General features: G+C 70.8%; 21 protein-coding genes and 4 pseudogenes. 14 read left to right on the plus strand and 11 right to left on the minus strand.

Annotation, left to right across the window (positions count from 1 at the left end; all coding sequences use genetic code 11):
- Nucleotides 1-925: C40 family peptidase (locus tag ABD323_RS18810; protein ID WP_344442858.1), on the minus strand; the 925-nt coding region annotated here is incomplete at its 3' end.
- A gap of 620 nt (nt 926-1,545) precedes the next feature.
- The gene (locus ABD323_RS18815) at nt 1,546-2,922 is read right to left on the minus strand and encodes an IS1380 family transposase (protein WP_344442859.1); all 1,377 of its coding nucleotides are present in this window, start codon (nt 2,920-2,922) and stop codon (nt 1,546-1,548) included.
- Nucleotides 2,923-3,059: 137 nt separating this feature from the next.
- Between ABD323_RS18815 and ABD323_RS18820 the strand changes: the two genes are divergently transcribed.
- Nucleotides 3,060-3,698: a hypothetical protein gene (locus ABD323_RS18820; RefSeq protein WP_344442860.1), complete on the plus strand. Its 639-nt coding sequence runs from the start codon at nt 3,060-3,062 to the stop codon at nt 3,696-3,698.
- Nucleotides 3,699-3,993: 295 nt separating this feature from the next.
- The gene (locus tag ABD323_RS18825; RefSeq protein ID WP_344442861.1) at nt 3,994-4,740 is read left to right on the plus strand and encodes a DNA-methyltransferase; all 747 of its coding nucleotides are present in this window, start codon (nt 3,994-3,996) and stop codon (nt 4,738-4,740) included.
- 388 nt (nt 4,741-5,128) lie between these two features.
- Here ABD323_RS18825 and ABD323_RS18830 read toward each other — a convergent pair whose 3' ends face one another.
- Nucleotides 5,129-5,767, minus strand: coding sequence for a hypothetical protein (locus ABD323_RS18830; RefSeq protein ID WP_344442863.1), 639 nt, complete (start codon nt 5,765-5,767; stop codon nt 5,129-5,131).
- Between the two features lie 574 nt (nt 5,768-6,341).
- A complete protein-coding gene (locus ABD323_RS18835; protein WP_344442864.1) occupies nt 6,342-6,527 on the minus strand; it encodes a hypothetical protein in 186 nt (61 codons plus the stop codon).
- Nucleotides 6,528-6,655: 128 nt separating this feature from the next.
- On the opposite strand from ABD323_RS18835, the gene ABD323_RS18840 reads away from it, so the two are divergent.
- Nucleotides 6,656-7,225, plus strand: a complete 570-nt coding sequence (locus tag ABD323_RS18840) for a helix-turn-helix domain-containing protein (RefSeq protein ID WP_344442865.1) — start codon at nt 6,656-6,658, stop codon at nt 7,223-7,225.
- A 30-nt stretch (nt 7,226-7,255) separates the two neighbouring features.
- Here the strand turns inward: ABD323_RS18840 and ABD323_RS18845 are convergent, their stop codons facing one another.
- The 3 genes and pseudogenes from ABD323_RS18845 to ABD323_RS18855 all read right to left on the minus strand — a co-directional run bounded on the left by ABD323_RS18845 (nt 7,256) and on the right by ABD323_RS18855 (nt 10,109).
- On the minus strand, nt 7,256-8,314 hold the full coding sequence (locus ABD323_RS18845; protein WP_344442866.1) for an NAD(P)/FAD-dependent oxidoreductase: 1,059 nt from the start codon (nt 8,312-8,314) through the stop codon (nt 7,256-7,258).
- A 188-nt stretch (nt 8,315-8,502) separates the two neighbouring features.
- A pseudogene (locus ABD323_RS18850) lies at nt 8,503-8,866 on the minus strand (VOC family protein).
- Nucleotides 8,867-9,026: 160 nt separating this feature from the next.
- Nucleotides 9,027-10,109: a YihY/virulence factor BrkB family protein gene (locus ABD323_RS18855; protein WP_344442867.1), complete on the minus strand. Its 1,083-nt coding sequence runs from the start codon at nt 10,107-10,109 to the stop codon at nt 9,027-9,029.
- Nucleotides 10,110-10,795: 686 nt separating this feature from the next.
- Here ABD323_RS18855 and ABD323_RS18860 point away from each other — a divergent pair.
- A complete protein-coding gene (locus ABD323_RS18860) occupies nt 10,796-11,617 on the plus strand; it encodes a PIG-L deacetylase family protein (protein WP_344442868.1) in 822 nt (273 codons plus the stop codon).
- A 489-nt stretch (nt 11,618-12,106) separates the two neighbouring features.
- Here ABD323_RS18860 and ABD323_RS18865 read toward each other — a convergent pair whose 3' ends face one another.
- Complete coding sequence (locus ABD323_RS18865; protein ID WP_344442869.1) at nt 12,107-12,892, minus strand: VOC family protein; 786 nt, start codon at nt 12,890-12,892, stop codon at nt 12,107-12,109.
- Between the two features lie 423 nt (nt 12,893-13,315).
- Between ABD323_RS18865 and ABD323_RS18870 the strand changes: the two genes are divergently transcribed.
- From ABD323_RS18870 to ABD323_RS18880, 3 genes and pseudogenes are all read left to right on the plus strand, one after another.
- Nucleotides 13,316-13,600, plus strand: coding sequence for a Rieske 2Fe-2S domain-containing protein (locus tag ABD323_RS18870; protein ID WP_344442870.1), 285 nt, complete (start codon nt 13,316-13,318; stop codon nt 13,598-13,600).
- Nucleotides 13,601-14,121: 521 nt separating this feature from the next.
- Nucleotides 14,122-14,784, plus strand: a pseudogene (locus ABD323_RS18875) (catalase); the annotation flags it as partial.
- Between the two features lie 17 nt (nt 14,785-14,801).
- On the plus strand, nt 14,802-15,155 hold the full coding sequence (locus ABD323_RS18880; protein ID WP_344442871.1) for a hypothetical protein: 354 nt from the start codon (nt 14,802-14,804) through the stop codon (nt 15,153-15,155).
- A 149-nt stretch (nt 15,156-15,304) separates the two neighbouring features.
- Here the strand turns inward: ABD323_RS18880 and ABD323_RS18885 are convergent, their stop codons facing one another.
- Nucleotides 15,305-15,820 carry an ATP-binding protein gene (locus tag ABD323_RS18885; protein ID WP_344442872.1) on the minus strand — a complete coding sequence of 172 codons (516 nt, stop codon included), beginning with the start codon at nt 15,818-15,820 and terminating at the stop codon, nt 15,305-15,307.
- 384 nt (nt 15,821-16,204) lie between these two features.
- Here ABD323_RS18885 and ABD323_RS18890 point away from each other — a divergent pair.
- A pseudogene (locus ABD323_RS18890) lies at nt 16,205-18,586 on the plus strand (ATP-binding protein); the annotation flags it as partial.
- Entirely contained in the window at nt 18,586-19,038 is a 453-nt protein-coding gene (locus ABD323_RS18895) for an ATP-binding protein (protein WP_344442873.1), read from the plus strand. The pseudogene ABD323_RS18890 and the gene ABD323_RS18895, both read left to right, overlap by 1 nt.
- 12 nt (nt 19,039-19,050) lie before the next feature.
- Here ABD323_RS18895 and ABD323_RS18900 read toward each other — a convergent pair whose 3' ends face one another.
- Both ABD323_RS18900 and ABD323_RS18905 read right to left on the minus strand, forming a co-directional pair.
- The gene (locus ABD323_RS18900; RefSeq protein WP_344442874.1) at nt 19,051-21,363 is read right to left on the minus strand and encodes a SpoIIE family protein phosphatase; all 2,313 of its coding nucleotides are present in this window, start codon (nt 21,361-21,363) and stop codon (nt 19,051-19,053) included.
- Between the two features lie 108 nt (nt 21,364-21,471).
- Nucleotides 21,472-21,969 (minus strand): flavin reductase family protein, encoded by a 498-nt coding sequence (locus ABD323_RS18905; RefSeq protein WP_344442875.1) that lies wholly within the window; start codon nt 21,967-21,969, stop codon nt 21,472-21,474.
- 149 nt (nt 21,970-22,118) lie between these two features.
- Here ABD323_RS18905 and ABD323_RS18910 point away from each other — a divergent pair, with 149 nt between their 5' ends.
- The 5 genes and pseudogenes from ABD323_RS18910 to ABD323_RS18930 all read left to right on the plus strand — a co-directional run bounded on the left by ABD323_RS18910 (nt 22,119) and on the right by ABD323_RS18930 (nt 25,175).
- Nucleotides 22,119-22,664, plus strand: coding sequence for a hypothetical protein (locus ABD323_RS18910; RefSeq protein ID WP_344442876.1), 546 nt, complete (start codon nt 22,119-22,121; stop codon nt 22,662-22,664).
- Nucleotides 22,665-22,788: 124 nt separating this feature from the next.
- On the plus strand, nt 22,789-23,505 hold the full coding sequence (locus ABD323_RS18915) for a hypothetical protein (RefSeq protein ID WP_344442877.1): 717 nt from the start codon (nt 22,789-22,791) through the stop codon (nt 23,503-23,505).
- A gap of 158 nt (nt 23,506-23,663) precedes the next feature.
- Nucleotides 23,664-24,125 (plus strand): annotated as a pseudogene (locus tag ABD323_RS18920) (SRPBCC family protein); the annotation flags it as partial.
- A gap of 386 nt (nt 24,126-24,511) precedes the next feature.
- Nucleotides 24,512-24,667 carry a DUF6131 family protein gene (locus ABD323_RS18925; protein WP_344442878.1) on the plus strand — a complete coding sequence of 52 codons (156 nt, stop codon included), beginning with the start codon at nt 24,512-24,514 and terminating at the stop codon, nt 24,665-24,667.
- A 337-nt stretch (nt 24,668-25,004) separates the two neighbouring features.
- Nucleotides 25,005-25,175, plus strand: a complete 171-nt coding sequence (locus ABD323_RS18930; RefSeq protein WP_344442879.1) for a hydrophobic protein — start codon at nt 25,005-25,007, stop codon at nt 25,173-25,175.
- Nucleotides 25,176-25,476 lie beyond the last annotated feature (301 nt).

Consider the following 25,476-nt stretch of genomic DNA (forward strand, 5'->3'; position numbering starts at 1 on the left):
GGTCGTAGGTCGTCCGCCCGAGGGTGACCCCGGCGGCGCGGTAGGACGCCTGCATGAGCGCGGAGCAGTCGCACCGGCCCATCGGGTCCGGCCCGTGCGGATCGGTACAGGTGCCGCCCCACTGGTACGGCGTGCCGAGCTGGCCCAGTGCCCAACGGATCGCGGTCTGCACCTGGGGTGGGGCGTCGGCCGGGATCGCGTATTCGGCCGGCAGGGTGCCCGGTGGGATGGCTCCGAAGTCGGAGCCGTCCCCACCGCTCGTGCAGCCGGCGGCGCTTGGGGGCGGCGGGGGACTACCGCCGCCGGGGCTGGGACTCGGCGTGGCGCCGGTCTTGGCGAGCAGCGGCTCGATCGCCTTCTGCAGAGCGGTGGCCAGAGGTCCCCACTTGGCGTAGGCGTCCGGATAGCCGGACGCCTGCACCGTCTGGGCAGCCTGCGTGACGGTCATCGACTGCCAGCCCGAGACCTTCTGGAGCGCCGAGTAGAACTCGGTGCTCGCGTGCACCGGGTCGAGGATCTGCGCCGCGGTGCCCCAGCCCTGGGAAGGCCGCTGCTGGAACAAGCCCAGGCTGTCGCGGTCCCCGTAGGTGAGGTTCCGCAGGCCGCTCTCCTGCAGAGAGGTCGCCAGCGCCACGATCTGCCCCCGGACCGGGATGTGCATCGCGACGCCGGTGGCCTGGATCGTCTCGGCGTTGGGCACCTGCTCGGCCGGATTGTCCAGCCCCGACACCGCAACGGTGCTCCTGTCACCGCCGTCCAGAATCGCCTTCACCTGAGCGGCCACCGCCGACGTATCCACCGCTTGTACGACGCCGCTGGAGCAGGAAGCGGCTGCGGATCCGGCAGCTGCGACGAGGACCGGAATGGCCAGCATCAGCGGGCCGGCAGCGGCGAGACCGACCGCGGCTCCGGCGGTCTTCTTCATCACCGCCGCCAACAGTCGACGCCGTGGACGGCCGTGACCGGGCCAAGCATCGGGCCTGACGGTGGGTGCATCAGGGCATGCTGCATCGCAGCGGCTCCTCGCTGATCGTAGGAGACGCGGTACCGGCTTCTCGTGCAAAGCCGCCGGCACCGCGCCGTTGTGAATCCGCCCTTGAAGGAGGGCCCGGGCTCGGGGAGTTGGTAGCTCCCGGAAGTCGGTCGCGGGTCATGCGCGGCAACCAGCCGCGCTCGTAATCTCAGGCGGTGCACGGGGACTCTCCTCGGATTGCGAAATCGTCTCGAATGCGCCGACAGCGCACCGCAATTGGACGGTGCAACATGAATCACCACAGGTCAGCGTGAGTGGAGCTGGGCCCCGCCTCGGCGACAGGCCAGACAGTAGACGCGGATTCCGGCCGCACCAAACGACCCCGGAAAGGGCCCCGGCGACGGGCGGAAGGCTCATTAGCCTCGATCTTTCGTGACGGTCCGTCGGTTCATCCGGTAGGCCGTTTCGGGTGATGTGGGCAGGCCGGCGGCCCGGCTGACGCGTCGGGTGGACGCCGGGTTCCACGGCTCCGGAAGTGAACGCTGCTCGTCGGGACAGGGAGTTGTGGCTGGTCAGCCGGGGTCAGGCAGGGCTTGCAGGCGCTCGAACGCGCTGGTGATCACGTCGGTCCAGGGCCAGTGGCGGGCCAGGCGTAGGTAGCGGCGGCGGCCGGTGGTGGCGAGCTGGGCGGCGGCGGAAAACAGCCTCAGCTGCAGGCGCTTGGGCTCCCAGCGGCGGGCGGGGCCGGTCAGGGCGAGCATGGGCATCCAGGCGAGCAGGTCGAGCGCGAGCTGGACGATCTCCAGCCAGACCTGGTTCTGCGCGGCGTCGTGGAGGGGCAGGTTGCGCAGGCCGGTATCGCGGGCGGCGCGGATGCGGTCCTCGGCGCGGGCGCGTTGGCGGTGCCGCAGCTCCAGCTGGGCGATCGGGGGGCCGGTGGTGTTGGTGGCGAAGCAGGTCAGCCGCATCCCGTCAGCGTCGGTGAAGCGCAACTGGGCGCCGGGGTGCGGCCGTTCCTTGCGGACGATCAGCCGCATGCCCTTCGGCCAGCCGGCCAGGACGTCGCCGGAGAGTTCGGCGACCCAGGCACCGTCACGGATCTCGCCGTCGGGCTCGATGGCCGCCGTCCAGGCCGAGGCCGGGATGAGAAGCACGGCGGCGTGGATGGCGTCGGTGATGGTCATCCCGACCGAGTAGGACAGCCATCGACCTCGTGCGGTGAGCCAGTTGAGGAATTTGTGGGTGCCTCCGCCGGAGTCGGTGCGGATCAGGGTGCGTCGGCTGCGCCGGTACTTCCTCGGGAGCTGGGCCAGGGCCAGACGTGCGGCTTCGATGTGGTCGGTGGCGGTGTTGCTGCCCGCGTTGCCCGGTCTCAGCAGGCCGGCGACCGGCTCGCCGGACCCGCCCGCGCCGTGCTCGACGAAGGCGAACAGCGGGTGGTGTCCGAAGGACTTCTTCCAGGTCTTGGCGGCGTGCTCCTTCTCGGAGTGCGCCAGGACCAGCACACCGTCAATATCGACGATCACCTCGCCGCCCGCGTCCGGCGCCGCGTCGTCGGCCAACGTCCAGACCCGTTCGCGGACTTCGGCCCGTGCACGGCGGATCGCCGCGAGCGCCCGCGGTCCGGTCGTGGCCAGGGTGTCGACCAGCCGGGAGACGGTCGGATCGGAGGCCACCGGGCCGAACACCGAGGGCTCGGCCCGCAGCATCGCGACATCGGCCAGGCAGTCCCCACCCATGGCCACGGCGAGCGCGACATCCAGAAGGATCTTGCCCGGATCGTGCACCGCCCTGGGCTTGCGCCATGGCGCGAGCGCCGCCGACAGCGCGTCGGCGAGTCCTGTCCGGCGAGCCGTTTCAACGAGCAGCACCCCGCCGGCCTGCGAGACCACTCCGTTGCCACCACCCGACACCCGCACACGCGGATAGGACCCGATACGCTTACTCACCTGGGAAGTGCCTCCGACGGGCGCGGGAACAAGGGCCTAGACAATCCTCATTCTCGCTGGTCAGAGGCACTTTTCGCTTACCTGATCATCTGTCGGACGGGCTACCCGTAGCCCGTTGGTAGAGGGGGATGGGCTGGATGACGTCGCCAGGCGCTCAAGCAGTTACCGAACAGGCCCGGCCGGTGTGGGTGCTCACACCGTTGGAGAGTGTCGGGCCGTTGCGGTTCGGCATGAGCATGGATGAGGCGGCGATGGCGCTGCCGAAGACCCCTGAGCTGCGTCGATTCCAAGCCGAGCCCTGCTTTCCAGAGATCGTGGGCATCCAGCTGGGGCTCGGCCCGGCGGAACCCACGGTGTACCAATACTTCGACGGCTCTGGCCGACTGTTCTGCGTCGCGACTGATGCTGTTCGCGGGCCGCAAGTGACGCTGGAGGGGGCGGAGCTGGCCGGTGGCAACCCGGCCGAGCTGGAGCAATGGCTGTTCGATCTGCCCGAGTCGATGGGCGGCGTGTCCTATGGGCCGCGTGGAAACCCCGGGATCAACGACCTGGGCCTGGTCCTGCGAGCGCAGAACACCGCAAACGGACTGCTGTCCCGGCCGGTGCTGGTAGGCCGTGACTGGGCCGACCGCTGCGTCGATGACTGGGAAGGCGCGATCCCGGAATGCGAATGGGTGGGCCATGTGTGGCCCCACCCGTCGTTCCCTCAGGACCGCGTCTGGCCTCCAGCCGGGTACACGCCGACCTGGGCAAGCCGGTGGTCGCCGCCGTTCTAACGATGCGGCGCACTCCCCGAGGCCGCGTGAGTCTGGACGTCATGGCGGTTACTCACCTGAGAAGTGCCTCCGACTGGTGCGGGCGGCAGGACGTGGACAATCCTCATTCTCGCTGGTCAGAGGCGCTCATCAGTTAGCTGATCACCTACCGGACAGTTGGCCTCATGAAAGCCCGAGGTTAGGTGCGGCCGGATATCGCGGCTAACCTCCGGCCCATCCCCACTCCGAGCAACTGCCGCATCGGCGTCGGACGGAGTGCGACCAATCCCGTCACGCGTTGAAAGAGGCCCCGCGCATGAGCTACACCCTCCACCGAGGAGACGCACTCACCGTGCTGAAGACCCTGCCCGACGAGAGCGCCGATGCGGTGATCACCGACCCGCCGTACAACTCCGGCGGACGCACGAGCTCCGAGCGCACCGCCCGCGACGCACGCGCCAAGTACGTGACCAGCGGCTCCGCGCATGACCTGCAGACCTTCCCCGGCGAGAACCGTGACCAGCGCTCGTACCGCGCGTGGCTGACCGCGCTGCTGACCGAGGGGTACCGGGTGTCGAAGGAGCACTCCGTCGCGATGGTCTTCTCCGACTGGAGGCAGGAACCCACCACCTCGGACGCACTCCAGATGGCCGGCTGGACCTGGTGCGGCACGATCCCGTGGATCAAGCCCGCCAGCCGCCCGAGGAAGGGTGGCTTCAAGCAGTCCGCCGAGTTCATCACCTGGGGCGTCAAGGGCAGCCTCAACAAGAACAGGGAGATCTACCTCCCCGGACACTTCATCGCCTCCCAGCCGCGCAAGGACCGCGTCCACATCACCCAGAAGCCGGTCGAGATCATGCAGCAGATCGTCCAGATCTGCCCCGAAGGCGGCACTGTCCTCGACCCGTTCACCGGTTCCGGCTCGACCGGCGTCGCCGCGCTCAAGGAGGGCAGGAAGTTCATCGGAGTCGAACTCTCCACCCACTACGCCAACGTCGCCGAAGAGCGACTGCGAGCCGAACTGACCCAGGACGACTTCGTCCTCGCCGGGCCCGAGGACTGAGAACCGGGGCAGCCGGGCCGGGTAGAGCGCAGACGCGAAAGGGCGGCTGCCGCATCTAGTCACCAATGCGGCAGCCGGCACAGGACGGGGCCACCCGGTTGCAGGGGCGCAGGATCGCCTCGAACCTTCAGTCCGCCCAGTGGTGCATCGCTCTGTGCTCCACCTACGCCTCCCCGGACGGAGCAGTCGGATGAGCGCCCCCAAGACCAGTGCCGAGGAGCTGACCATCGCCGGGGAACGCGGCGGCTGCCACTGCGAGCCCGGCTGCACCGACGCCGGCTGCCGTCCGCTCTACAGCTCGCAGTAACGGAACCGTCTGGGACGCATCCCCGGCGCCGTGTGCCGCACCGATGGCGTGGCACACGGCTGTGGTTGCGGGGGGCGTCGGTCAGCTCAGGGGGCCGCACAGTGCGGGGGCGGTGGCTTCCTGCGGCAGCTTCGGATCGAGCTCGCTGGAACCCAGCACGTTGTCGTACTTGCCGTTGCTGTTGTAATCGATCCCGTGCACGACGATCACGGCGTTGTCAGACCTGATGGCCCTGGCCACGTCATCGGTGACCTGGATGGTCCGCACGTACGTGTAGGTTCCGGCGTTGGGGAAGCGATCGATGGCCAGGGCACTGGCCGGGCTGGTGTCACCGTGGGTGGTCAGCGAGGTGCCGATCGGACCGTAGTCGTTCAGGCCGTCGGCGGTGGAGGTGGCCAGGTGGCCGTTCAGGAGGGTCGAGTCATCGGCCTCCGGGCACTCTCCCGAGCCCCGGAGGTGGATGTGCATGGCGTGCGGGGCATCGTTCAGCAGACCCCGCACGTGGATGGTGATCTGCGCGTTGTCGCCCGTCAGTTGGACGGTGGCATTGCCGAGCCCGGTCACCCGGTTGTTGACCACCGGGCTCAGGCGGGCGAAGCTGACCATGGTGCTCTGGTCGTGCTCGGTTGCGGCGTGAGGCGTCGCATCGGCGGAGGCCACCCCCGCGCCAAGAGGTAGGACTGCGGCGGCAACCGCGAAGGGGATCAGAAGCTTGTTCATGAGAGCGTTCCCTCGTCATAGGGGATGCACGCGACGACCGACCTTGACCGGTCCGGCCGGCCGGTACGAACGGCGGGCCGGTGACGGGAAGGGCCGCCGCGCGGCTGCTACCAGTCATTCGCAGCCCTCGCCTCACCCGGATTGCTCCGCCCCCTGACACGGAAGCTGCACGGCGATCGAAGCCGAGTGCAACCGCACCAAGCTCCGCTGGCGCCCCGAGCACGGGTACCTCACCCCGGTCGGACCCGCATCCTGTGGACGCGATCCGCTACTTCGTCGACAACGGAACCGAGTGGCGGGCGATGCCGGCCGACTTCCCGCCCTCTCTGTGGAATCAAGTCTGTCAAGCAGCGCCTCAAGCTGGGCTTGGCGACACGTGTGGCTGCTCGGTTGCGCGTACGGCGACCTCTTCAACCTGGAGGCGGTCGGTTCCACCGCGGCTCCAGATGACTGCGCGCCAGTGGCGAGGCGCCGGGCTGGTCCAGCTCTGGAAATCCTTGACCGCAACGTTGCCGGAGACCCTCCAGCGAACGGTGGGTCCTGAGGCTTCGGGGACGTCGGTAAGGCCGTCGAGTCAGCGGGCGAGCGCGAAGCCGTCGACATCGGTTGAGCTGTGATCCCAGGTCGAGACCATGTCGATCAGGGCGTGAGACTCGATGTGGGCCGGGATGGAAGGATCGATTTCGGGGAAGACGAGGCTCCCACCCTCGACACCGACCCGTCCATCCGTGTGCACGAGGTGGCCCACCGGAGAGGACACGCGTTCTCCGCACCATGTGAAGTACCAGCCCTGGCCAGCGCGATCTGCCGTCATGAATTGGCCCAGGTCGACGTGTCAGTCGCCGAAGAAGTTGCAATCCCTCATGCCGGTTCAGCAAGGTGCGGTGTATGGACGACTTCGAGAACGTGCTGGCCGGTGTCGGACCCCGGCTGCGGGACCTGCGCCGCCGGCACGCCATCACGCTGGCCGCCCTGGCCGACCTCACCGGGATCTCGGAGAGCACGCTCTCCCGCCTGGAGAGCGGAGGTCGCAAGCCCACCCTGGAGCTCCTGCTGCCCCTGGCCCGCGCCTACAACGTCCCGCTCGACGGGCTCGTCGGCGCTCCGGAGACGGGCGATCCCCGTGTGCATCTGCGCCCCGTCACGCGCGGCGGCATGACGTATGTGCCGCTGACCCGCAGGCCAGGCGGCCTGCACGCGCACAAGCTCGTCATCAGCCCCACCGCGGGTGAGCCCGAGCTCCGGACACACGAGGGTTATGAGTGGCTCTACGTGCTCAACGGCAGGCTCCGCCTTCACCTCGGTGACCGTGTCCTGGTCATGGCGCCGGGGGAAGTCGCGGAGTTCGACACCCACGTCCCGCACTGGCTGGGCCCCGACAACGACCAGCCCGTGGAACTGCTGATCATCTTCGGCAAGCAGGGCGAACGCGCCCACCTGCGCGCCCGCCCCGCCTGAAACCCCCGCCCCTGAAGGGCAGGCCCCCCGTTACCGGCCGGATCCGGGGGGCAGCATCGAATCCAAGCCGTGCCGGCGATCACCCAGGACCCGCTCGCACACGAACGCCTCGTTGGCCGGGCTGAAGACCTGGGCGGAACGGCGGCGGGCCACTGCCTCGTCAGCGTCGGCATTCACCAGGTCGGCGTTGATCGCCGCAGCCGCCGCCACTCCGGAGGCCTGCACGGCGGGCAGGCCGCCCATCAGATCGGTGACATTGCCCGCCACGTACACCCCGGGAACCTCCGTCACACCTCCCGGTTCGCAGGGAACGTAGGTCCCCACTCCCATGGGGTGCTCCACCGGGTCGATTCCCAGGCCGGACAGGATTCCGCTGCGCGCCACGAACCGTGGAGCCACCACCAGCGCGTCCACCGGGATGCGCAGTCCCCCGGCCAACCGGACAGCGCTCAGGGCGTCGTCGGTGATGTCCAGGCCGGTCACCTCGCCCTGGACGACCCCGATACCGCGGGCAGCGAGGCGCTCCCACTGCTCCTCGCTCGGCTCGGGGCCGTTGTGGAGGAACAGGGTGACGCGCGGTGACCACTGGCGGAACAACAGGGCCTGGTGCACCGACACGGCGCTGGTGCCCAGCACCCCGATCGGCTTGTCGCGCACTTCCCAGCCGTGGCAGTACGGGCAGTGCAGCACGTCGCGCCCCCATCGCGCCCACAGCCCCGGCACCTCCGGCAGCTCGTCCGACAGGCCCGTCGCCACCAGCAGACGGCGGGCACGGAACGTCCGGCCGCTGTGCGTGCCCACGACGAACCCGCCGTCCGTCCGGCGTGCGGACGTCGCGCCGTCCTGGAGCAGAGTGCCCCCGTAGCGGGCGACTTCGATGCGGCCGGCACGCAGCAGTTCCTGCGGCGCCACCCCGTCGCGCGTCAACAGGCCGTGGGCCGCAGCAGCGGGGGCGTTGCGCGGCTGCCCGGAATCGAGCACCAGCACCGAACGCCGGGCCCGGGCCAGGGTCAGCGCCCCCGACAGACCAGCGGTTGCACCGCCGACGACAACGACATCAAACTCTGCGGGTATCGCTTTCGTATTCATGCGGCCCACCATGGTGCGCCCCCGCCACCGGTGCCACTTCTCTTGCTGAACCAGCAAAACGTTTCCCTCCTTCGAGGGTCAGCGGTGCGTTCCGATGTCTCCTGCTGGTGGCGTTCCTGGACTCGGCGGCCGCGTTCACCGGGAGCCCTGGGATCTCAGGGCTCCCGTGTGAGCGGCTGTGTGTGGCGTCAGCGTGCGAACTTTTCGATGGCTGCTGGGGTGACGGGGGTGAAGAAGTTGACGAGGTTGCCGTCGGGGTCACGGAACAGCAGCGAACGGTTGCCCCAGGGCATCGTGGTGGGCTTGGTGACGAAGTTGGTGACGAAGCCGGTCAGGTTGTCGTGAACGCTGTCCACGTCGTCGACGAGGAACTCGATGATCACGCTGTGGTTATCCGCCGGGCGGGCAGAGCCCGGGGCGAATAGCGCCCGCGGTCTTGAGTTCGGCGAAGTCTTCGTTGGCCCACGTCGCCTGCGCCCCTGTGGCGCGCGCGTAGAACTCGACGAGGCGCGCTACGTCGCCGGTGATGATGCGGATTGCCGGCTTCGCCATCAAGGTCTTGTGGTGGGTCGCCTCGGCCGTCCGCGTCATTTGGTTGCTCGGGTTCATTGCCCGTGACCACGGCTGGCGGGGGCCGGGGCCGCTGGTAGGGAAGCGTCCGTCCGCCCGGGCTTACGGCGGCCCGGGCAGACGGCGTGTCCAGGGCTATCGGTCACCCGGTGGGGTTGTCCCCTTCGCCGTTCACGCCCTGGGCGGGGTCCTCGAAGGCAACATCGATGTGCTGCTCGGGGCGGCGCTCCTCCTGGCGGGTGATGGACTCCAGGACCTCCTGATCGCTTTCGGTCAGCGGGGGCTGGACGAGGCTGCGCGGCCACAGGCGCCGGGCGAGGACCACATTCGTCTCCGCGGCGAAGACGGTCACCTGTGCCACGAGGTAGAGCCAGGAAAGCAGGCCGATCACGGTGGCGAAGAACCCGTAGACCTCGGTGGCGTGGCGCAACTGGTGCGTGACCAGGACCGCACCGAAGGCCTGAAGGAGGGTGAACAGTGGTCCGGCGATCGAGGAGCCAGGCAGCAGGGAGCGCGTCGCGATCTGCTGGGCGGTGAGGATGCGGAAGCATGCCAGGCAGAGGGCAGTGTTGAGAAGCGCGGACAGTGCCAGGGCACCGACGCGGGCGCTGGTGCCCGCCAGCGTGGTCGTGATCAGGCTCGCGGCTGCGGTGGCCACGATCAGTCCTGTCCCCAGGACCGCGAACAGGGCGAGGCCGCGGGCCAGGCGCGACCAGTAGCCGGGACGCTTGAGTCCGGGGACGTTCCACACCTCGGACATAGTGTGCTGCAGGACCTGCGCGATCCCGAGCGCGCCGTACAGCAGCCCCGCGATGCCGACGACCAGCGCCAGGCCGCTGCCCTGGATGGTGTGAACGTTCTGCCGTAGCTGGTCTCCGATGATCGGGAAGTCAGCGAGCGCGGAGTCGACCACGGCCTGCTGCGCGCCCGGATGACCGTGCAGGACGAATCCGAGCACCGTGGACAGCAGGAGTAGCAGGGGGATCAGCGCGACGAACCCGTAGTAGGTGATCAGCGCGGCCAGCAGACCGCCGCGGTCATCGCCGTATTTTTTGACCACGCCGACTCCTACCGCCAAGGAGGTGCGGCGTTGCTGGGCGCGGTCCACGGCTCGGATCAGGCGTTCGACCGGATTCATGACAGGCCCTCCTGTCACAGGCAAGGTGGGATGCACTGGAAGTGTCGTCCCGTCCGTCGTGCGGATACCCAGTACGGGTCCGTCCAAAGACGCCCCTCCTGCCGGGGTGAGGGCACCGGGCCGCAGGTCCTTGAAGCCGGGCCCGGCTCTGGGCCGGCCTCGGGCCCTGGACGACGTCGCACCCTTCCTACACACCCACTTCGACGGTCAGCCAGGCTGCCGGACCGGCCCGGTCTGCGGGGTACCAACGGATCGCGCGCACGACTTCCACCATCGGACGGCGGCGGACGGGCCGGCGGACGGCTGACGGGTGCTCGTGGCGGTGCGCGTGCGCCGGCTGGCCTGCCCGGTACTGGACGGCAGAGGTCTGGGGGCGATCGGCCATGAGGACGCCGGACGCATGCATCACCGGTAACAGCGGCCACAGAAGTTGGCGTCGACATTCGCCCAGCTGTCGGGGCGTTGCCCTGCTCCGGCCGGCGGGGCCGCGCGGAGTGGATCGTCCCAGTGTGGGCAGACGCGTGTCCGACACCCAACTGTGCTGATCACGCGGAGGTCGGTGGGGTGATTCCGCTTCCAGCTGTTCTGGTACTGGCTCTGTTCCTCTTCGGCGCGGGGTGCAGAGCTCATGGGAGGTGTGTCCCATCTGCGCGCGCCCGGCGCACTGCCCGCCAGTTCGTCGTGACCGCTGGATCGTCGTTCCGCTCGTCCACCCCTCGGACCTGGCCCGGGTGCGAGCAGAGGCAGCCTGATCTGCTGCAGGCGGACAGCCGATGAACACCGGAGAGTCCCCAGCCGGTGCGCCGAGCGCCCGGGCGCTTCTCCCGCCTCCGGCCGACCCGATCCAGGCGCTCGGCACGCCCGAGGACGACTGGCAGACCTGGCCGGGGCTCCGCGACCTGACGGTCATCGAACCGTTCGCCTGCCTGCCCCCGGCCGCGGGCCGGCGCCCCCCGCGCGTCCTGGTCGTGGCCGCGCATCCCGACGACGAGGTGCTCGGCTTCGGTGGGACGATCGCCACCTTCGCGGCCGCCGGCGCCCGGCTGCGCCTGGTGTCCGTCACCGCCGGCGAGGTGTCCCACCCCCACAGTCGTGCCCCGGCGAGCCGTCACCTGGCAACGGTCCGCGCGCGGGAGCTGCGGCAGGCACTGGGGCGGTTGGGCGCCGATGTGCAGAGCGTGGCGCTGGGCGTGCCCGACGGCACGGTCGCCCAGCACGAGGAGGAGCTGACCGGTCACCTGGCCGGGCTGCTGGCGGACTGCGATCTGTGCGTGGCGCCCTTCCGGCGGGACCTGCACCCGGACCACGAGGCCGCGGGCCGGGCCGCGCTGGCGGCCGGCGCGGCACGGGGCGTGCCGGTGTGGGAGTACCCGGTGTGGGTGTGGCACTGGGCCGCGCCCGGAGACGGCCGGTTGCCCTGGCGCCGCGCGGCCTGCATCCCGCTGCCGCTCGACGCGCGGGTTCGCAAGGTCGCAGCCCTGGAGTGCTTCCGCAGCCAGATCGAGCCGCTCGGCGACGGGCCCGGGGACAAGGCGATCCTGCCTCCCTCCGAACTCGCGCACTTCCAGCGCGATTTCGAGGTGATCTGGCGATGACCACGCCCCCTCAAACAGCTGGACCCCAGCCGTCGGAGGCCGGAACTCCGAGGGACTGCTTCGCTCGGATGTAGGCCGATCGCGACGATCCGTGGCAGCTCGCCCGTCGCTGGGATTTTTGGGTCCCGGCCGACTGGCTCGCCCACCAGCTCGCGCACGCGGCCTGCGGCAGGGAGGCCGTCGTGGGCACGGTCCGAGTCGGTGACTGGACGCCTCACCCGGGCTCGGCCGCGCTCGCCACCACCTTGAGAATCTGCGGATTCAGCGGGCAACACGCTCTCGTCCGTGCTCTGTTTGCGGTGCGGGACCAGCAGCATCCCGCCCGCGCGCCCGGCGCGGTCGTGACGCGCTCCAGCTCAGTGGCCACCTCTGGGTCGTCGGTGTGCCCTGGGCGCGGGTGTCGGCGAACTGCCCTGACACTACCTCCAGTCTCACCGGACCGGGCCGGTGAGACTGGCAGGACACACAAGATGGCCGGACTTGCACGACCTACATCGGGACGGCCTTGATCACCGCGAAGACCGCGCCCTGCGGGTCCGAGACAACGGACATCCGGCCCGCCGCCATGTCGAACGGCGGGACGAACACGCTGCCGCCAGCCTTCACCAGCGCGTCCACCACACTGTCGGCGTCGTCCACCGCGAAGTAGGTGAGCCAGTGCGAGGGCGTGCCGGGTGGGGTGCCCTCCAGGGTGGTCAGGCCGCCGACGGGGCGGTCGCCGACGCTCAGCGAGTGGTAGTCGTCCATGCCCTTCATCGGGGCCGAGTCGAGGCCCAGGGCCTGCTTGTAGAACGCCGAGGCGTCGGGGATGTTCGAGGTGTGCAGCTCGTTCCAGGTCAGCGCTCCGGGCTCGTTGACCACGTTGGCGCCGTAGAAGTCGACGGGCTGCCAGACGCCGAAGACGGCGCCGGTCGGGTCGGCGGCGACCAGCATCCGGCCGACCGTGCCGACGTCCATCACCGGGAACATCACGGTGCCGCCGGCCGCCGTGATCGCGGCCTGGGTGGCGTCCGCGTCGGCGCTGGCCAGGTAGCTGGTCCACACGGTGGGCGGCATCGGGTCGCCCTCGTTCATCGGCTGGGCCTTCATGATCCCGGCCACCGGCTTGCCGTTCAGGGTGCACGTCGCGTACCCGCCGAACTCCGGCGGGCCGATCTCGCCCTGCCAGCCGAAGAGGTCGCGGTAGAAGTCGAGGGCCGCCTGCTGGTCCGGAACCATCAGGTCGATCCAGCACGGCGTGCCGGGCGGGTAGTGCTCAGCGGTCACTTCAGGCATCTTCGGTCTCTTCCGTGCGGTGCTGCCCCGGCCGTCCCGGGGCGTGTGGTGGCCCCCGGGCCACACCTTCCCCCGGACCGTCGGTGCCCCGCCACCCGACGCGCCGACTCGCACGGGTGCTCAGAAGATCATGCAGCGGGGCCGGTCGTGCCCGACGATTTCAGTACGCCGAGCCGACTCCGTCAGCTCAGGCGGCGCGTCCGACCGCCGGGGAGGTTGGCCCACAGGCCGGGGCGGCGGCGTTCAGCTCGCGCTGGAGAAGCTCCCGGTAGCAGACTCGGTAGGCGTGCGCGGCGATCTGGGCACTCGCCTACCGGCTCAGTCGGCGCGAACAAGGCGGAGCCCGTTCCCCATCTGGTGGAGCCCGGCTGGCACACGCTCGGGCGCACGGAGGGATTCCCTCTCGGCGAGGCGGTGCGCGCGATGGCCGGCCAGGTGCCGGTGTTGGTCGTGCGGGAAACCGACGGCGTGTTCCACGTCCTGACCGACCGGTGCAGCCGCTCCTCCCGCTCACTCTCGCAGGGCGAGATCGCCGACGGCTGCGTGACCTGCCGCTGGCACGGCAGCGTCTTCCGCCTCTCGGACGGCTGGAATGTCGGCGGCGCGGCTACTGCCCCCGACCGTGCTTCGCCACCAGGACCGACAGCGACGGCAACCCCCAGGCGCGACTGCCCGACGCCCGCTGAGCATCCCGCCTGCGGAGAGTGATTCGCCGCGTACCTTCCGGACAGACGCACAGCAACCGCTCGTCTCGGCGGCCACGTCCGCTGGGAGATCGCGATGACCAAGATCCTGCACCCGGTCGACGGCGACGGGGGAAGGCGAGTCCGTTGACCGAGCCCGAGTTCGACCGCGGGCAAGCGCATGGGAGTCCAAGAACCTGTCACACCTGAACGACGAGGTCGACGAGAAGGACAACGACCGTATCGAGCGCGTCCGGCAGCACGAGCAGGACGTGCAGGACGGGCCCGGCGGTCCCGCCCTTGAGTGCCATCCGGGCGAGCAGCCAGACCAGTCCCAGGCTGACTGACCGCCCGAAGGTCCGGCCCCCGGCCTGTTGGGAGGGCCGAAGCCGCGGTGGCGACGCGGCTCCTTGTCGGGACCGGGTGTGTCGTACCGGAGAGATCACTGCCGGTCGGGATAGTCGTTCGTGCGGCATCGGTAGGAGCCTGTGGGCGCCGGTCCGGTGGATCGCCCCTGCAAGCGTTCGTTCCAACGTCGGAGGACTGATGGACGACAATCCGGGCCCAGTGAAGAAGATCGTCGATGCCGTCGTGGAGGCCTCGCGTGTCGATGTCCAGCCATCGGGGACGGTGCCCGGTGCGCCGAGCAGCGAATCGCCGCAGGTGGCGGAGCCCACCGACCCGAGGGCGCCGCTGCCCAAGAAGTTGGAGCAGCAGGCCCCGTTGCCGCTCTCGCCCACGGGCCGCGCCACCGGTGCGCTGGCTGACGTGGCGGCTCAGAGCGGTGGTTACCTGACGACGGCGCAGGGGGCGCGGCTAACGGACTCGGATCACTCGCTGAAAACCGTGCCGCGCGGGCCTGTGCTGTTGCAGGACCACCATCTGCGGGAGAAGATCACCCACTTCGATCACGAGCGCATCCCGGAGCGGGTGGTGCACGCGCGTGGGGCCGCCGCCCACGGGGTGTTCCGGGGCTATGGGACCGCGGGTGCCGTGTCGAAGGCGTCGTTCCTGGCCGAGGGGGTGGAGACGCCGGTGTCCGTGCGGTTCTCCACCGTGCTGGGTTCGCGCGGGTCGGCCGACACCGTCCGCGACACCCGCGGGTTCGCGACGAAGTTCTACACCACCGAGGGGGTATTCGACCTGGTGGGCAACAACATCCCGGTGTTCTTCATCCAGGACGCCATCAAGTTCCCCGACGTCATCCACTGGCCGATGGCCTCGCGGTGCAGCGGACCTTCGGTGCCGCCCGGTCCGTCGAGTTCGACGCCCTGCTGGTCGCCGACGCCCCCGCGCCCGGCGCCGACGACCACGGGGCGCGCGATGCCAAGTCGGGTGCCGTCGCGGGCGGGCAGCCGACGCTCGACTCCCGCGTGGTCCTGCTGGTCAACGAGGCGTACCGGCACGCCAAGCCGATCGCCGGACTCGCGGACGCCCACGCCCTGTGGGCGGCGGCGGGCGTTGACCCACAGGCACCGGGCGTGTTCAGCGAGACCGGCGGCGCCCATGCGGTCACCGCCCTCGTGGAGCAGCTCGGTACCCACCGGGTCTGGGAACGCTTCCCGGCTGCGGCTCTCTGAATTCGTTCCCGCCGTGCCGATCGGCTGGAGCGACTGATCCGGCCGATCGGCACGGCGGGGAGCACGAGGGTGTCCCGGTGGCCCCTGTTCCATGCCTCGCCTCGGTGCGCCGAACACCTGCGACGACCCCTGCCCGCTCGGACTGCGGGTCAGCGGGCCGTTCCGGGGTCAGGCGGGGTCTGCTCCCCGGGGCCCTCGGCCCCTACCTCGGCCCAGACCCGCTTCCCCGTGGACGTGGGCAGGCTGCCCCATCGTCGGGCCACTACAGCCACGATCCGCAGGCCGTGCCCACCCGGCTGCCCCAGCTGAGCCGCCCGCCCGGCCAGTCGGGGCACCGGCAGGCGCGGGCTGAGGTCGGCGACCTCGACGCGCACCGCCTCACGCGGGCGGTACAGATGGTGCAAGGAGAGTTCGGTGGGGCCACCGGCGTGCAGGCAGGCGTTGGCGACCAGTTCCGAGACCACCAGCAGCACGTCGTCGGCCGCTGCCTGGTGCTCCTCGTCGAAGGCCGGCAGCCAGCCCCAGTCGACCAGGACCTCCCAGGTGAACGTCCGGCAGCGGCTCACGGCCCCGGACGTCTCGCGGCCCAGCCCCAGCCGGCGGTCCGGCGTGCGGTCCCGGGACGAGGTCGGGTCGCCCCACCGTGCCGGTGGTCCGTCCCGCATGGTGCTCTCCGCTCCGCCCGACCGGGGCTTCGATCAGGGCTGTTCACTTCTCCGTACCGCCGCGCCTGCCCGTCGCACCACCGCACAAACCCCGCGCCGGCGTGGGTGGCTCCGCCTCACGGCAGACCCGGCCGGTGGGCTCGATCGGTGGGCGGATGCTCGTGGGTCAGCGGACGGCGGCAGGGACGCCGGCGGCCACCGCTGGCTGTCGCCCGTGTCCCTCCTCGCAGCGGGTACCGGTCGCGTCCCGTCAGGGCACCGGCCGATGCGCTGTGTCAGAGTTGGAAGAGCGTCGGTGACAGCGAGGTGACCCGGATGGGACAGGAAACCGAGACATCCGACCAACCGCAGCAGGACGCGCTGCAGGCGCTTCTCGGGGGCCTGACCGCGGTGCGGGACGGCGACCTCTCGGTACGACTCACCGTCGACTCCAAGGGCCTGTCGGGCGCCGCCGCGGCCATGTTCAACAGGATGGTGGAGCAACTCGCCTCGATCACCTCCGAGGTCACCCGGGTCGCGCGCGAGGTGGGCAGCGAGGGCCGGCTCGGCGGTCAGGCCGAGGTCGAGGGGGTGTCGGGGACCTGGAAGAAGCTGACCGAGAACGTCAACGAGCTGGCCGGCAACCTGACCCGCCAGGTTCGCGCGATCGCCGAGGTGACCAGTGCGGTGGCCGAGGGGGACCTGGGCCGTTCCATCACGGTGGACGCCTCGGGTGAGGTCGCCGACCTCAAGGACAACATCAACGCGATGGTCGAGTCGCTGCGTCGCACCACCCGGGCCAACCAGGAGCAGGACTGGCTCGCGAGCAACCTGGTCCGGCTCTCCGAGCTCCTCCAGCGCCAGCGCGGAACGGCGGCCGTGGCCGAGGTGGTGATGTCGGAGCTGCCGCCGCTGGTAGGCGCCCAGTACGGCGCGTTCTACCTGGTCCAGCCGGACGACGAGGGCCCCGGGCTGCTGCGGATCGCCGACTACGGCAGCGCGCTCGAGCCGGGTTCGGCGCCGGTGACCTTCCGGTTCGGCCAGTCGCTGGTGGGCCAGGTCGCGCGGGACCGCCGCACGATCCTGGTCCGGGCCCTGCCACCGAACTACGTGACCATCGGCTCCGGTCTCGGATCGACCGATCCGACCGAGCTGATCCTGCTGCCGGTGCAGACCGAGGATCAGCTGCTCGCCGTGATCGAGCTGGCGGCCGTCGGTGCCTTCACTCCACTGCACCGTGACCTGCTCGACCGGTTCACCGCCGTGCTCGGCGTCAACGTCAGCTCCCTCCTGGCCAACGCGCGCACCGACGAAGCGTTGCAGGAGTCGCGCCGGCTCACCGCTGAGCTGCGCACCCGGTCAAGCGAACTCCAGTCCCGGCAAAAGGAGTTGCAGGACTCCAACGCCGAACTGGGGGATCAGGCCGAGCAGCTGGCCGAGCGCAACCGCGACATCGAGGCGAAGAACCTCGAGATCGAGCGGGGCCGCCAGCAGTTGGAGGCCCGCGCCCAGCAGCTCTCCAACACCTCCCACTACAAGTCCGAGTTCCTCGCCAACATGAGCCACGAGCTGCGCACCCCGCTCAACAGCCTGCTGATCCTCGCCCAGTTGCTGGCCCAGAACCCGGAGCGGAACCTGTCGCCCAAGCAGGTGGAGTACGCCGAGATCATCCACTCGGCCGGCGCCGACCTGCTGCAGTTGATCAACGACATGCTCGACCTCTCCGAGGTGGAGGCCGGCAAGATGGAGATCACCCCGGAGAAGTTCCCGCTGCGACGCCTGCTGGACAACCTCCAGGGCGCCTTCGGCCCGCTGGCCGCGCAGAAGGACCTGGAGTTCACCGTCGGCACCGACCAGGACGTGCCGACCGACCTGGTGACGGACGAGGCGCGGCTGCGCCAGGTGCTGCGCAACCTGGTCTCCAACGCCGTCAAGTTCACCGACCAGGGCCGGGTGACCTTGACCGTCGGGTGGGCCGCCACGGCCTCGCTGCGCACCGAGGTGACAGCGACCGAGCGGATGCTGGCCTTCCAGGTCGAGGACACCGGGATCGGCATCGCCGCCGAGCACTTGGAGAGCATCTTCGGCGCCTTCCAGCAGGCCGACGGGGCTACCCGCCGGCGCTATGGAGGCACCGGGCTCGGGCTGTCGATCAGTCGCGAGCTGGCCCGCCTGCTCGGCGGCACCATCGCGGCGGAGAGTCGCCTCGGCGTGGGCAGCCGCTTCACCCTCCTGCTGCCCGCCGGGGCCGACCGTCGCCGGCCCGAGCCGGTCCTCGCCTCCACGGCGGTGACCAGCTCGCCGGTCGCCCGCGAACGGGATCTGGCCGGGCGGGTGGCTCTGGTGGCGGATGACGACCAGCGGACCGTGGTCGCGCTCACGGTCGTGCTCGAAGCGGCCGGTCTACAGGTGCTGCACGCCGACAACGGTCGCGCCTGTGTCGAGCTCCTGCGCACACGCGAGGACGTGGATGTGGTGCTGATGGATCTCATGATGCCGGAACTCGACGGTTACGCCGCCACCGCCCGGATCCGGGCGATGCCTGGGTACGGCGACCTGCCGATCATCGTGCTGACTGCCAAGGCCATGCCGGGCGACCGCGCCGAGAGCCTGGCCGCCGGCGCCGACGACCACGTCACCAAACCGGTCGACACGGCGGAACTGCTGTCCCGGATCCGGTACTGGCTCAGCCGGTCGGCGCCGGGCACGGCGCCGGGCACGGCCACCGCGCCACTCGGCGACGGCGACGGGGACCGGGGCGAGGGGACGGAGGTCGGCGATGGCTGATGCGCTGGCCGCGGACGGCTGAGGGCGGGCGGCCCGCGATGGACATGGTCCGCCGACTGGGGCTGACCGGCCCGGTCGAGGGCGTGGTCGGCCGGTGTAGGGACTTCGCCTTCGACGCGCTCGCCGACTGGGGCTGGCTGCCAGCCCTCGACCAGCACGGCGAGGACGCGGTGGCCGACGTGCTGCTGGTCGTCTCCGAGCTGGTCGCCAACGCCTGCCAGCACGCCGGTGGCGCCACCGAGCTGGCCCTGCACGGCGGGCCGCACCGGGTCAGGATCGAGGTCACCGACCGCAGCACGCGCCCGCCCGAGCCGCGGCCGCCGGGCGACCCCGCCCGGCCCGGCGGTCACGGGCTGCTGGTGGTGAACCGGCTCGCCGAGGACTGGGGCTGTCGCCGGCGGCCGGACGGCAAGACGGTCTGGGCCGCGCTCGCCCTGGTCACCGACGCGTGATCGCCCTGCGGATCACCCGATCCGCAGGGCGATCAGGCTGGCGTCGTCCTCGGTGTCCCCGGTGGCTCGGGCCAGCAGTCGGTCGGCCAGGTGGCTGAGGTCCGTGGTGGCGAGCTCCTGTGCGGCGCGACTGAGCTGGGCGAGCGTCTGGCGCAGGTCGGTCTGCCGCCGCTCGACGAGTCCGTCGGTGTACAGCACCAGAGTGTCCCCGGCGCGAAGGGTTGCTGTGGTCTCGCGGTAGGTCGCGCCTGCGGTGGCGCCGAGCAGGATGTTGTGGGCGGAGTCGAGCAGTTCGGCGTGCCCCTCGCGCAGCAGGAGCGGCGGCAGGTGGCCGGCGCTCGACCAGGTCAGCCGCCGGGCGCCGGGTTCGAAGATCGCGCACAGCGCGGTGGCGGTCGGCTGGCCGGCGGTGCGCAGGGTCAGCTCGTTGAGCCAGGTCAGCAGGCAGGCGGGTGACTCGCCGGTCAGCGCCAGCCCACGCAGCCCGTTGCGCAGCGCGACCATCCCGGTGGCCGCCTCGATGCCGTGTCCGGCCAGATCCCCGACGGCGACCATCACCCGGTCGTCGGGCAGCGGCAACACGTCGTACCAGTCCCCACCCACCCGGTACTCCTGGGCGGCGGGCCGGTACCGGGCGGCTACCTCCAGGCCGGGAAGCCGCTGCGGCTGCGGCATCTCCGGCACGATCGCGTGCTGCATCTGCAGGGCGAGTCGGTGGCGGGTGTCGGCCTGCTCCTGGACGTCGCTGAGACGGTCGACGGTGGCCGCCAGCGCCGCCTCGGTGTGGTAGCGACCGGTCACGTCCTGGAAGATTCCGGTGATTCCGGTCAGGGTGCCGTGCGTGAGCAACGGCTCCGCGACGATCTGCACCCGGCGGATCCCGCCCTCCGGCCGCTGGGTGCGTACGACCAGACTCACCTCGTCCTGGTGACCGATCAGCCGCCGGGTCGCCCGGGCCAGCTCCGCCGCGTCGGCCGGATCAAGCAGCCGGCCCAACTCGGCCAGCGGTACGGGCTCGGTGTCCGGCGGCAGGCCGAAGCAGGTGAAGGAGTGCTCGCTCCACCGGCTGCTCCCGGTGGTCAGGTCGTCCTCGAAGGCGCCCAGTCCGCCCAGGCTGCCTGCCACCCGGAGCACGGCGAAGCTGTGGTCCAGCGTGCCGGAGTGCCAGAGCATCGCGGCGTGATCCGGGTCCACCGGCAGGATCCGGACGTTGACCAAGGCGCCCGGTTCGCCGGGCTGGTGCTCGGTCGGTACGCGCGGCGCGATCTGCGGGACCTGGTTGTCCAGGGCCAGGTCGAGCAGTTCGGCCAGCGGTGCGCATGCGTAGGGCAACACTCGGGCGAGCGACCGGGGGCCGGGGCCCGCCGGCTCGGAGCAGACCTGCCGGGCCGCCCGGTTCAGGTGTTCGACCAGCGGGGCGGCGCCGCCGACCGGCCGGCGCAGCAGCAGCGCGGGATGAGCCAGCAGGTCCAACAGCGAGATCAGCACGGGCGCGGACGGCTGCCCGCCGACGTCCAACCGTGCCCGCCGCTCCCGCGCGGTCAGCACCTGGGCCGCCACCTCGACCAGGGCGCCGACCTGCCGCTGAACCTCCTGCGTCAGCCCGGTCGGCTCCGGCCAGCAGACCACGGCCACGCCCAGCGGCCCACCCCGCGCGTCGCGCAGCGGCAGCACCGCGCGCGCGGCGTCGCGGGAGGGGCCGGGCAGCCGTTCCGGGCCGTCGGGGCCGTCAGGGCCGTCGGGCAGCCACAGCTCGCCGCCCGCGGCGACGGCGCGCCGCAGCGGCCCCTCCCAGAGCGGGGACACCCACTGCCAGTGCGCACGCTCCAGCCGGCTGTGGCCGGCACCGCCCACCAGTTCCAGGCAGTCGGCCGCCACGCGCCGCCACAGCAGCAGCCCGCAGGCGCCCAGCGGCTTGAGGCCGCTGTACAGCAGGGCCTCCGCGATCTCGTCCAGGTTCTCGCGGGCGTCGTCGGGTTCCGCCGATGCCTCCGACCCGTCCCCGTCGTGCGGTGCGGGCGCCGTGCCCGGGGTGGTCGGCCCGGTCGTGGGGGAGCCGGTGGGACCGGCAGTGCGGGCGGTGCGGAGCAGGTCGGCGGCGACGTCCTCGGGTTGTTCGCCGACCGAGCCGGCCACCGACGCCAGCCGGTCCGACGCCTCCGGTGCCGCCAGGCCCAGCCGGGCCATCAGCAGGCCGGTGGCGAGGTCGACTTGGTGCTGCTCGGTCAGCCGGTCCCGCAGCTCCTGGAGCTCTCGCGGCTCGGCAGCGGGTCGAGCGCCTGCCTCGGCACGGCGCCCGCCGGCATCCTGCGGTTCACTCGTCATCACACGCCCGACCTCCACGAGCCTCTGGTACGAGCCTGTCCCCCGCAGGGGCTTCGCGCAACGGCCCTGCCCAGCTCACCACCCAGTGCCCCCTGCTCTGTGGCCCGGCTAGGCGGGGTGTCCGGCGTCGATGTCCTGGACGTCCCGGTAGGTCAGCGGTCGGCCGTGCGAGGTGGTCGTGGCGTCCAGCGGCTCGAGGACGAAGCCCACGTGGTCGCCCCCGTCGACCCCGTCGCCCCGGTCGGTCCGCTCGAGGACGCGGCCGGCGAACCAGGCCATGGCGCCGGTCAGGACGGGGACCCCGTGTGGACCGGGCTGCCAGGCGGCGGTCGCGAACTTGTCGACCTCGTCCCCGGTCCGGCCACCGAAGAGCTCGGCGAGGTCGTGGCGGGCCTCCGGGAGCAGGTGGACCACCAGGATCGACGCGTGCGAGGCGACGGTGTAGGTGTGGTTCGCCTTGGAGATCCAGACGACGAAGCGCGGCGGTTCGATCGAGCACTGCCCGGCGAACCCGACCAGGCATCCCGCGCGGTCCGGGCCGGCCGCCGCGGTGACGACGTAGACCGGGTAGTCCACCAGTGCGGCGAACGATTCGAATCCACCCATCACGCTACTTCCTCCCTGGTCGTGCTCCTCCCGATCCCGTCGGCACCGTACGCCCGTCGGATGCCCGTCGCCTCCCGGCCGGCGGCGTGGGGCACGCGCGCGGAGCACCATGGAAGAACACCCCAGCCAACCCTCCCGGAGGACAAGCGATGTCTCCCCAGCTCCTGTCGGAGCCTCTGAGCATCTACCTGAACGACCACCTGACCGGTGCGTTCGGCGGCGCCGCGCTCGCCCGTCGGATGGCCGACGTCCACCCCGACAGCCGGCGCGCGGCCGACCTGCGCCGCCTGGCCCGCGACGTGGAGCAGGACCGCGACGACCTCGTACGGATCATGAACAGCCTCGCGGTACCGGTGCGCCACTACCGCACCTGGCTCGGCCTCGCGGGGGAGCGGATCGCCCGCCTCAAGCCCAACGGAACGCTGGCACGCCGCTCCCCACTGAGCGACCTCATCGAACTCGAGACGATGCGCGCCGGCGTCGAGGGCAAGACCGCGCTGTGGCAGGCCCTGCGCGCCATCGCGGACAACGACCCGCGCCTGGACCGGGACGACCTGGACCGGCTCCTGCACCGGGCGGCCGAGCAGACCCGCACGCTCAACGGCTGGCACCAGGCGATCAGCGCCGGAGTCCTCACCGGCAGAGCTGCCACCTCGGGCCGGGGCACCAACGCCCCACATCCCGGCGACGTGTGATTGGACCGGTCCACTTCGGACAGACGCAGAACAGCCGCCCGGTCACGGCGGTCCCGCGCGCGGCGAGCCGTCGCGTTTGCCGCGGGTGATGCCAGCACGCGGCAGCCCACCGGGAGAACGAACCATGGCGCGAACACGCGAGGAAGCCCGCACCAGGCACCCACGTCACGAGCGGCGTGGTGAGGCGCGACTACCCGCGGTGGTCGCCACGCTGGTGGCCACCGCCCTGTACCTGCTGCTGCCGCAGAGCCTGCTGGTCGCACCGCGCTTCGTGCTGCCGGCGCTGGAACTGATGCTGCTCGTGCCGCTGATCGTGATCAATCCCCGGCGGATGACACGGCAGACCAGGGTCTCGCGGGTGCTGTCGCTGGGGCTGGTGGGGATCATCGCGGCCGGGAACCTGTTCGCCCTGGGGCTGCTGGTCCACGACCTGGTCGCCTCCGGCATCAAGAACGGCGGCTCGCTGCTGGTGGCCGCGCTGCAGGTCTGGCTCACCAACATCATCGTGTTCGGGCTGGCCTACTGGGAACTGGACCGCGGCGGCCCCGTCAGCCGCACCCAGCTGCCGCGGGCCGAACTCCCCATGGCGGACTTCCGCTTCTCCCAGGACGAGAACCACGACACCGTCGAGGAAGTCGCCGACGGCTCCAGCATCAGCGCCGACTGGGTACCGACGCTGATCGACTACCTGTACGTGTCCGTCACCAACTCGACCGCGTTCAGCCCCACCGACACCATGCCGCTCTCCAGCCGGGCCAAGGTCCTGATGAGCGTGCAGGGCATCGCGGCCCTGCTCACCTCGCTGCTCGTGATCGCCCGCGCCGTCAGCATCCTGAACTGAGCGGCAGCCGCCCGAGCCGCGGGTTCCGGCCATGGTCGGCGCCCCGGTGGCGGCCGTCCACGCGGCTCCCAGGACGCAAGTCGCCTGATTGGGCGGCCGATTCGTGGGCAGGCGCGCGGCATCACCGAGAACGAGAACCGATTCCGAGGGAGACTGCTGTGAGCAAGGTGAGAGAGACCATCGACGTCGACGTCCCGCTGCGCAGCGCCTACAACCAGTGGACGCAGTTCGAGGACTTCCCGCGCTTCATGGACGGCGTGGAGGAGGTCCGCCAGACGGATGACCGGCGCTGCCACTGGACGGCGAAGGTCGCCGGTGCGCACCGGGAGTTCGACACCGAGATCGTCGACCAGCAGCCCGACGAGCGGATCTCCTGGCGGACGGTGGGTGGTGACGTTCGACAGAAGGGCGTCGTGACCTTCCAGCGCCTCGACGACGCCCACACCCGCGTCAGCCTGGTCATGGACTTCGAGCCCCATGGCATGGCCGAGAGGGCCGGCGACCTGCTCGGCGTCCTGGACCGGCAGGTCAAGGGCGACCTCAAGCGGTTCAAGGGCTTCATCGAGGAACAGGACCGCGCGAGCGGTGCCTGGCGCGGTCGGCTGGCGCCGGACGGTGGCCCGGCCTCCCCCGCGGCGGGCGAACCCGTGGGGCTCGGGGACACCCGGCTGGACGGCCCCCAGGCTCGGATGACCGGGGAAGGGGCACCGCCGTTGCCCGTCGACCCGGACGACATGCGGCACGGCTGAGCCACGCGGTCGCTGTCGCTGACCCGCGCTGCGCGGCCGAATGTGAAACGCGGCTTCGACACCTTTCTCGCTGGTCTGCCCATGCCCCTATGGTGCACGCGAGAAAACGACAGCAGACGTCGCCACCGCACGTCGGAAGGCGGCGTCGCGGATTCCTCGTCGAAGACCGAGAAATCGAATGTCGAGAATACGGAGGTCGCCGGACCCGCCTTGCCGGCGGAGGAACATATCGGCGGGGGAGAGAACGGAGTTTCATCATGATCGCCCTCGGAGTCATCCTCCTTGTCATCGGATTCGTCACCGGCCTTTCCATCCTGTGGACCGTCGGCATCATCCTGGCCCTCCTCGGCGTCGCGCTGTGGGCCATGGGCGCGGCCGGCCACGAGGTCGCTGGGCGCCGCCACTACTGGTAGGAACCGGCAAGGGGCCTTCCCGTCGCCCCATGCCCGTGCCCTGTGCACGCCCGAGTCGGGCCCGGCATCGCCGGGCCCGACTCGGCTGCGAGGGTGCGAGGGTGGCCGGGCTTCGGCGAATCCGGAGGCACCTCTGCGCGCCACTGTTCACGGAGCGATTCGGGCGCTTCGTCGAGGCCGGAAGCTTCTCGGCGGCGATGCTCGCGAGGCATCCTGCTCAGCACGTCTTCGGGGGAGAGGAAAACGGTGTGAGTGAAACGGCAGATCGGGGACAGCAGTATCTCGACATGCTGTCCGTCACCCGGACGCTTCGAATGCTCATGAAGGGGATGTACCAATGATTGCTCTTCTCCTGGTACTGCTGCTCGCTCTGGCTCTGTTCGGTCTCGGCTTCGCCGTCAAACTGCTGTGGTGGGTGGCGTTGTTCGTCCTGGTGGTCTGGTTGATCGGATTCGTCGCCCGTTCGGTGGACGGGGCCGGCAGTCGTAGTCGCTGGTACCGCTGGTGACGGCGGCACGGCCCGCTCAGCGGACGCGTCCGTGCTCAGGGGGCTCGCCCAGCCGGTGCGGGTGCACCTGATGTCGACCCCGATGGTGATCGCCGCCGACGGCGGCCGGGCGCTCGCGGTCCTGGGGGCACCGGCCCTGGCGATCGTGGCCGTCCTGATCGGTGCGGTCGTGTGGGGCAGTCGCCGGGTGCGCCGACGGAGGTCGCCCGTTCCGACCGCCCAGGCCCTGGGATCCCGGGCCGGCGACGCAGTGAGTCCCGAACGGGATTCGTGGCAGACACCCGGTCCGGGCCCCGACCCG

Origin of the sequence: Kitasatospora nipponensis, from assembly GCF_039528135.1 — a bacterium.
Lineage (GTDB): Bacteria > Actinomycetota > Actinomycetes > Streptomycetales > Streptomycetaceae > Kitasatospora > Kitasatospora nipponensis.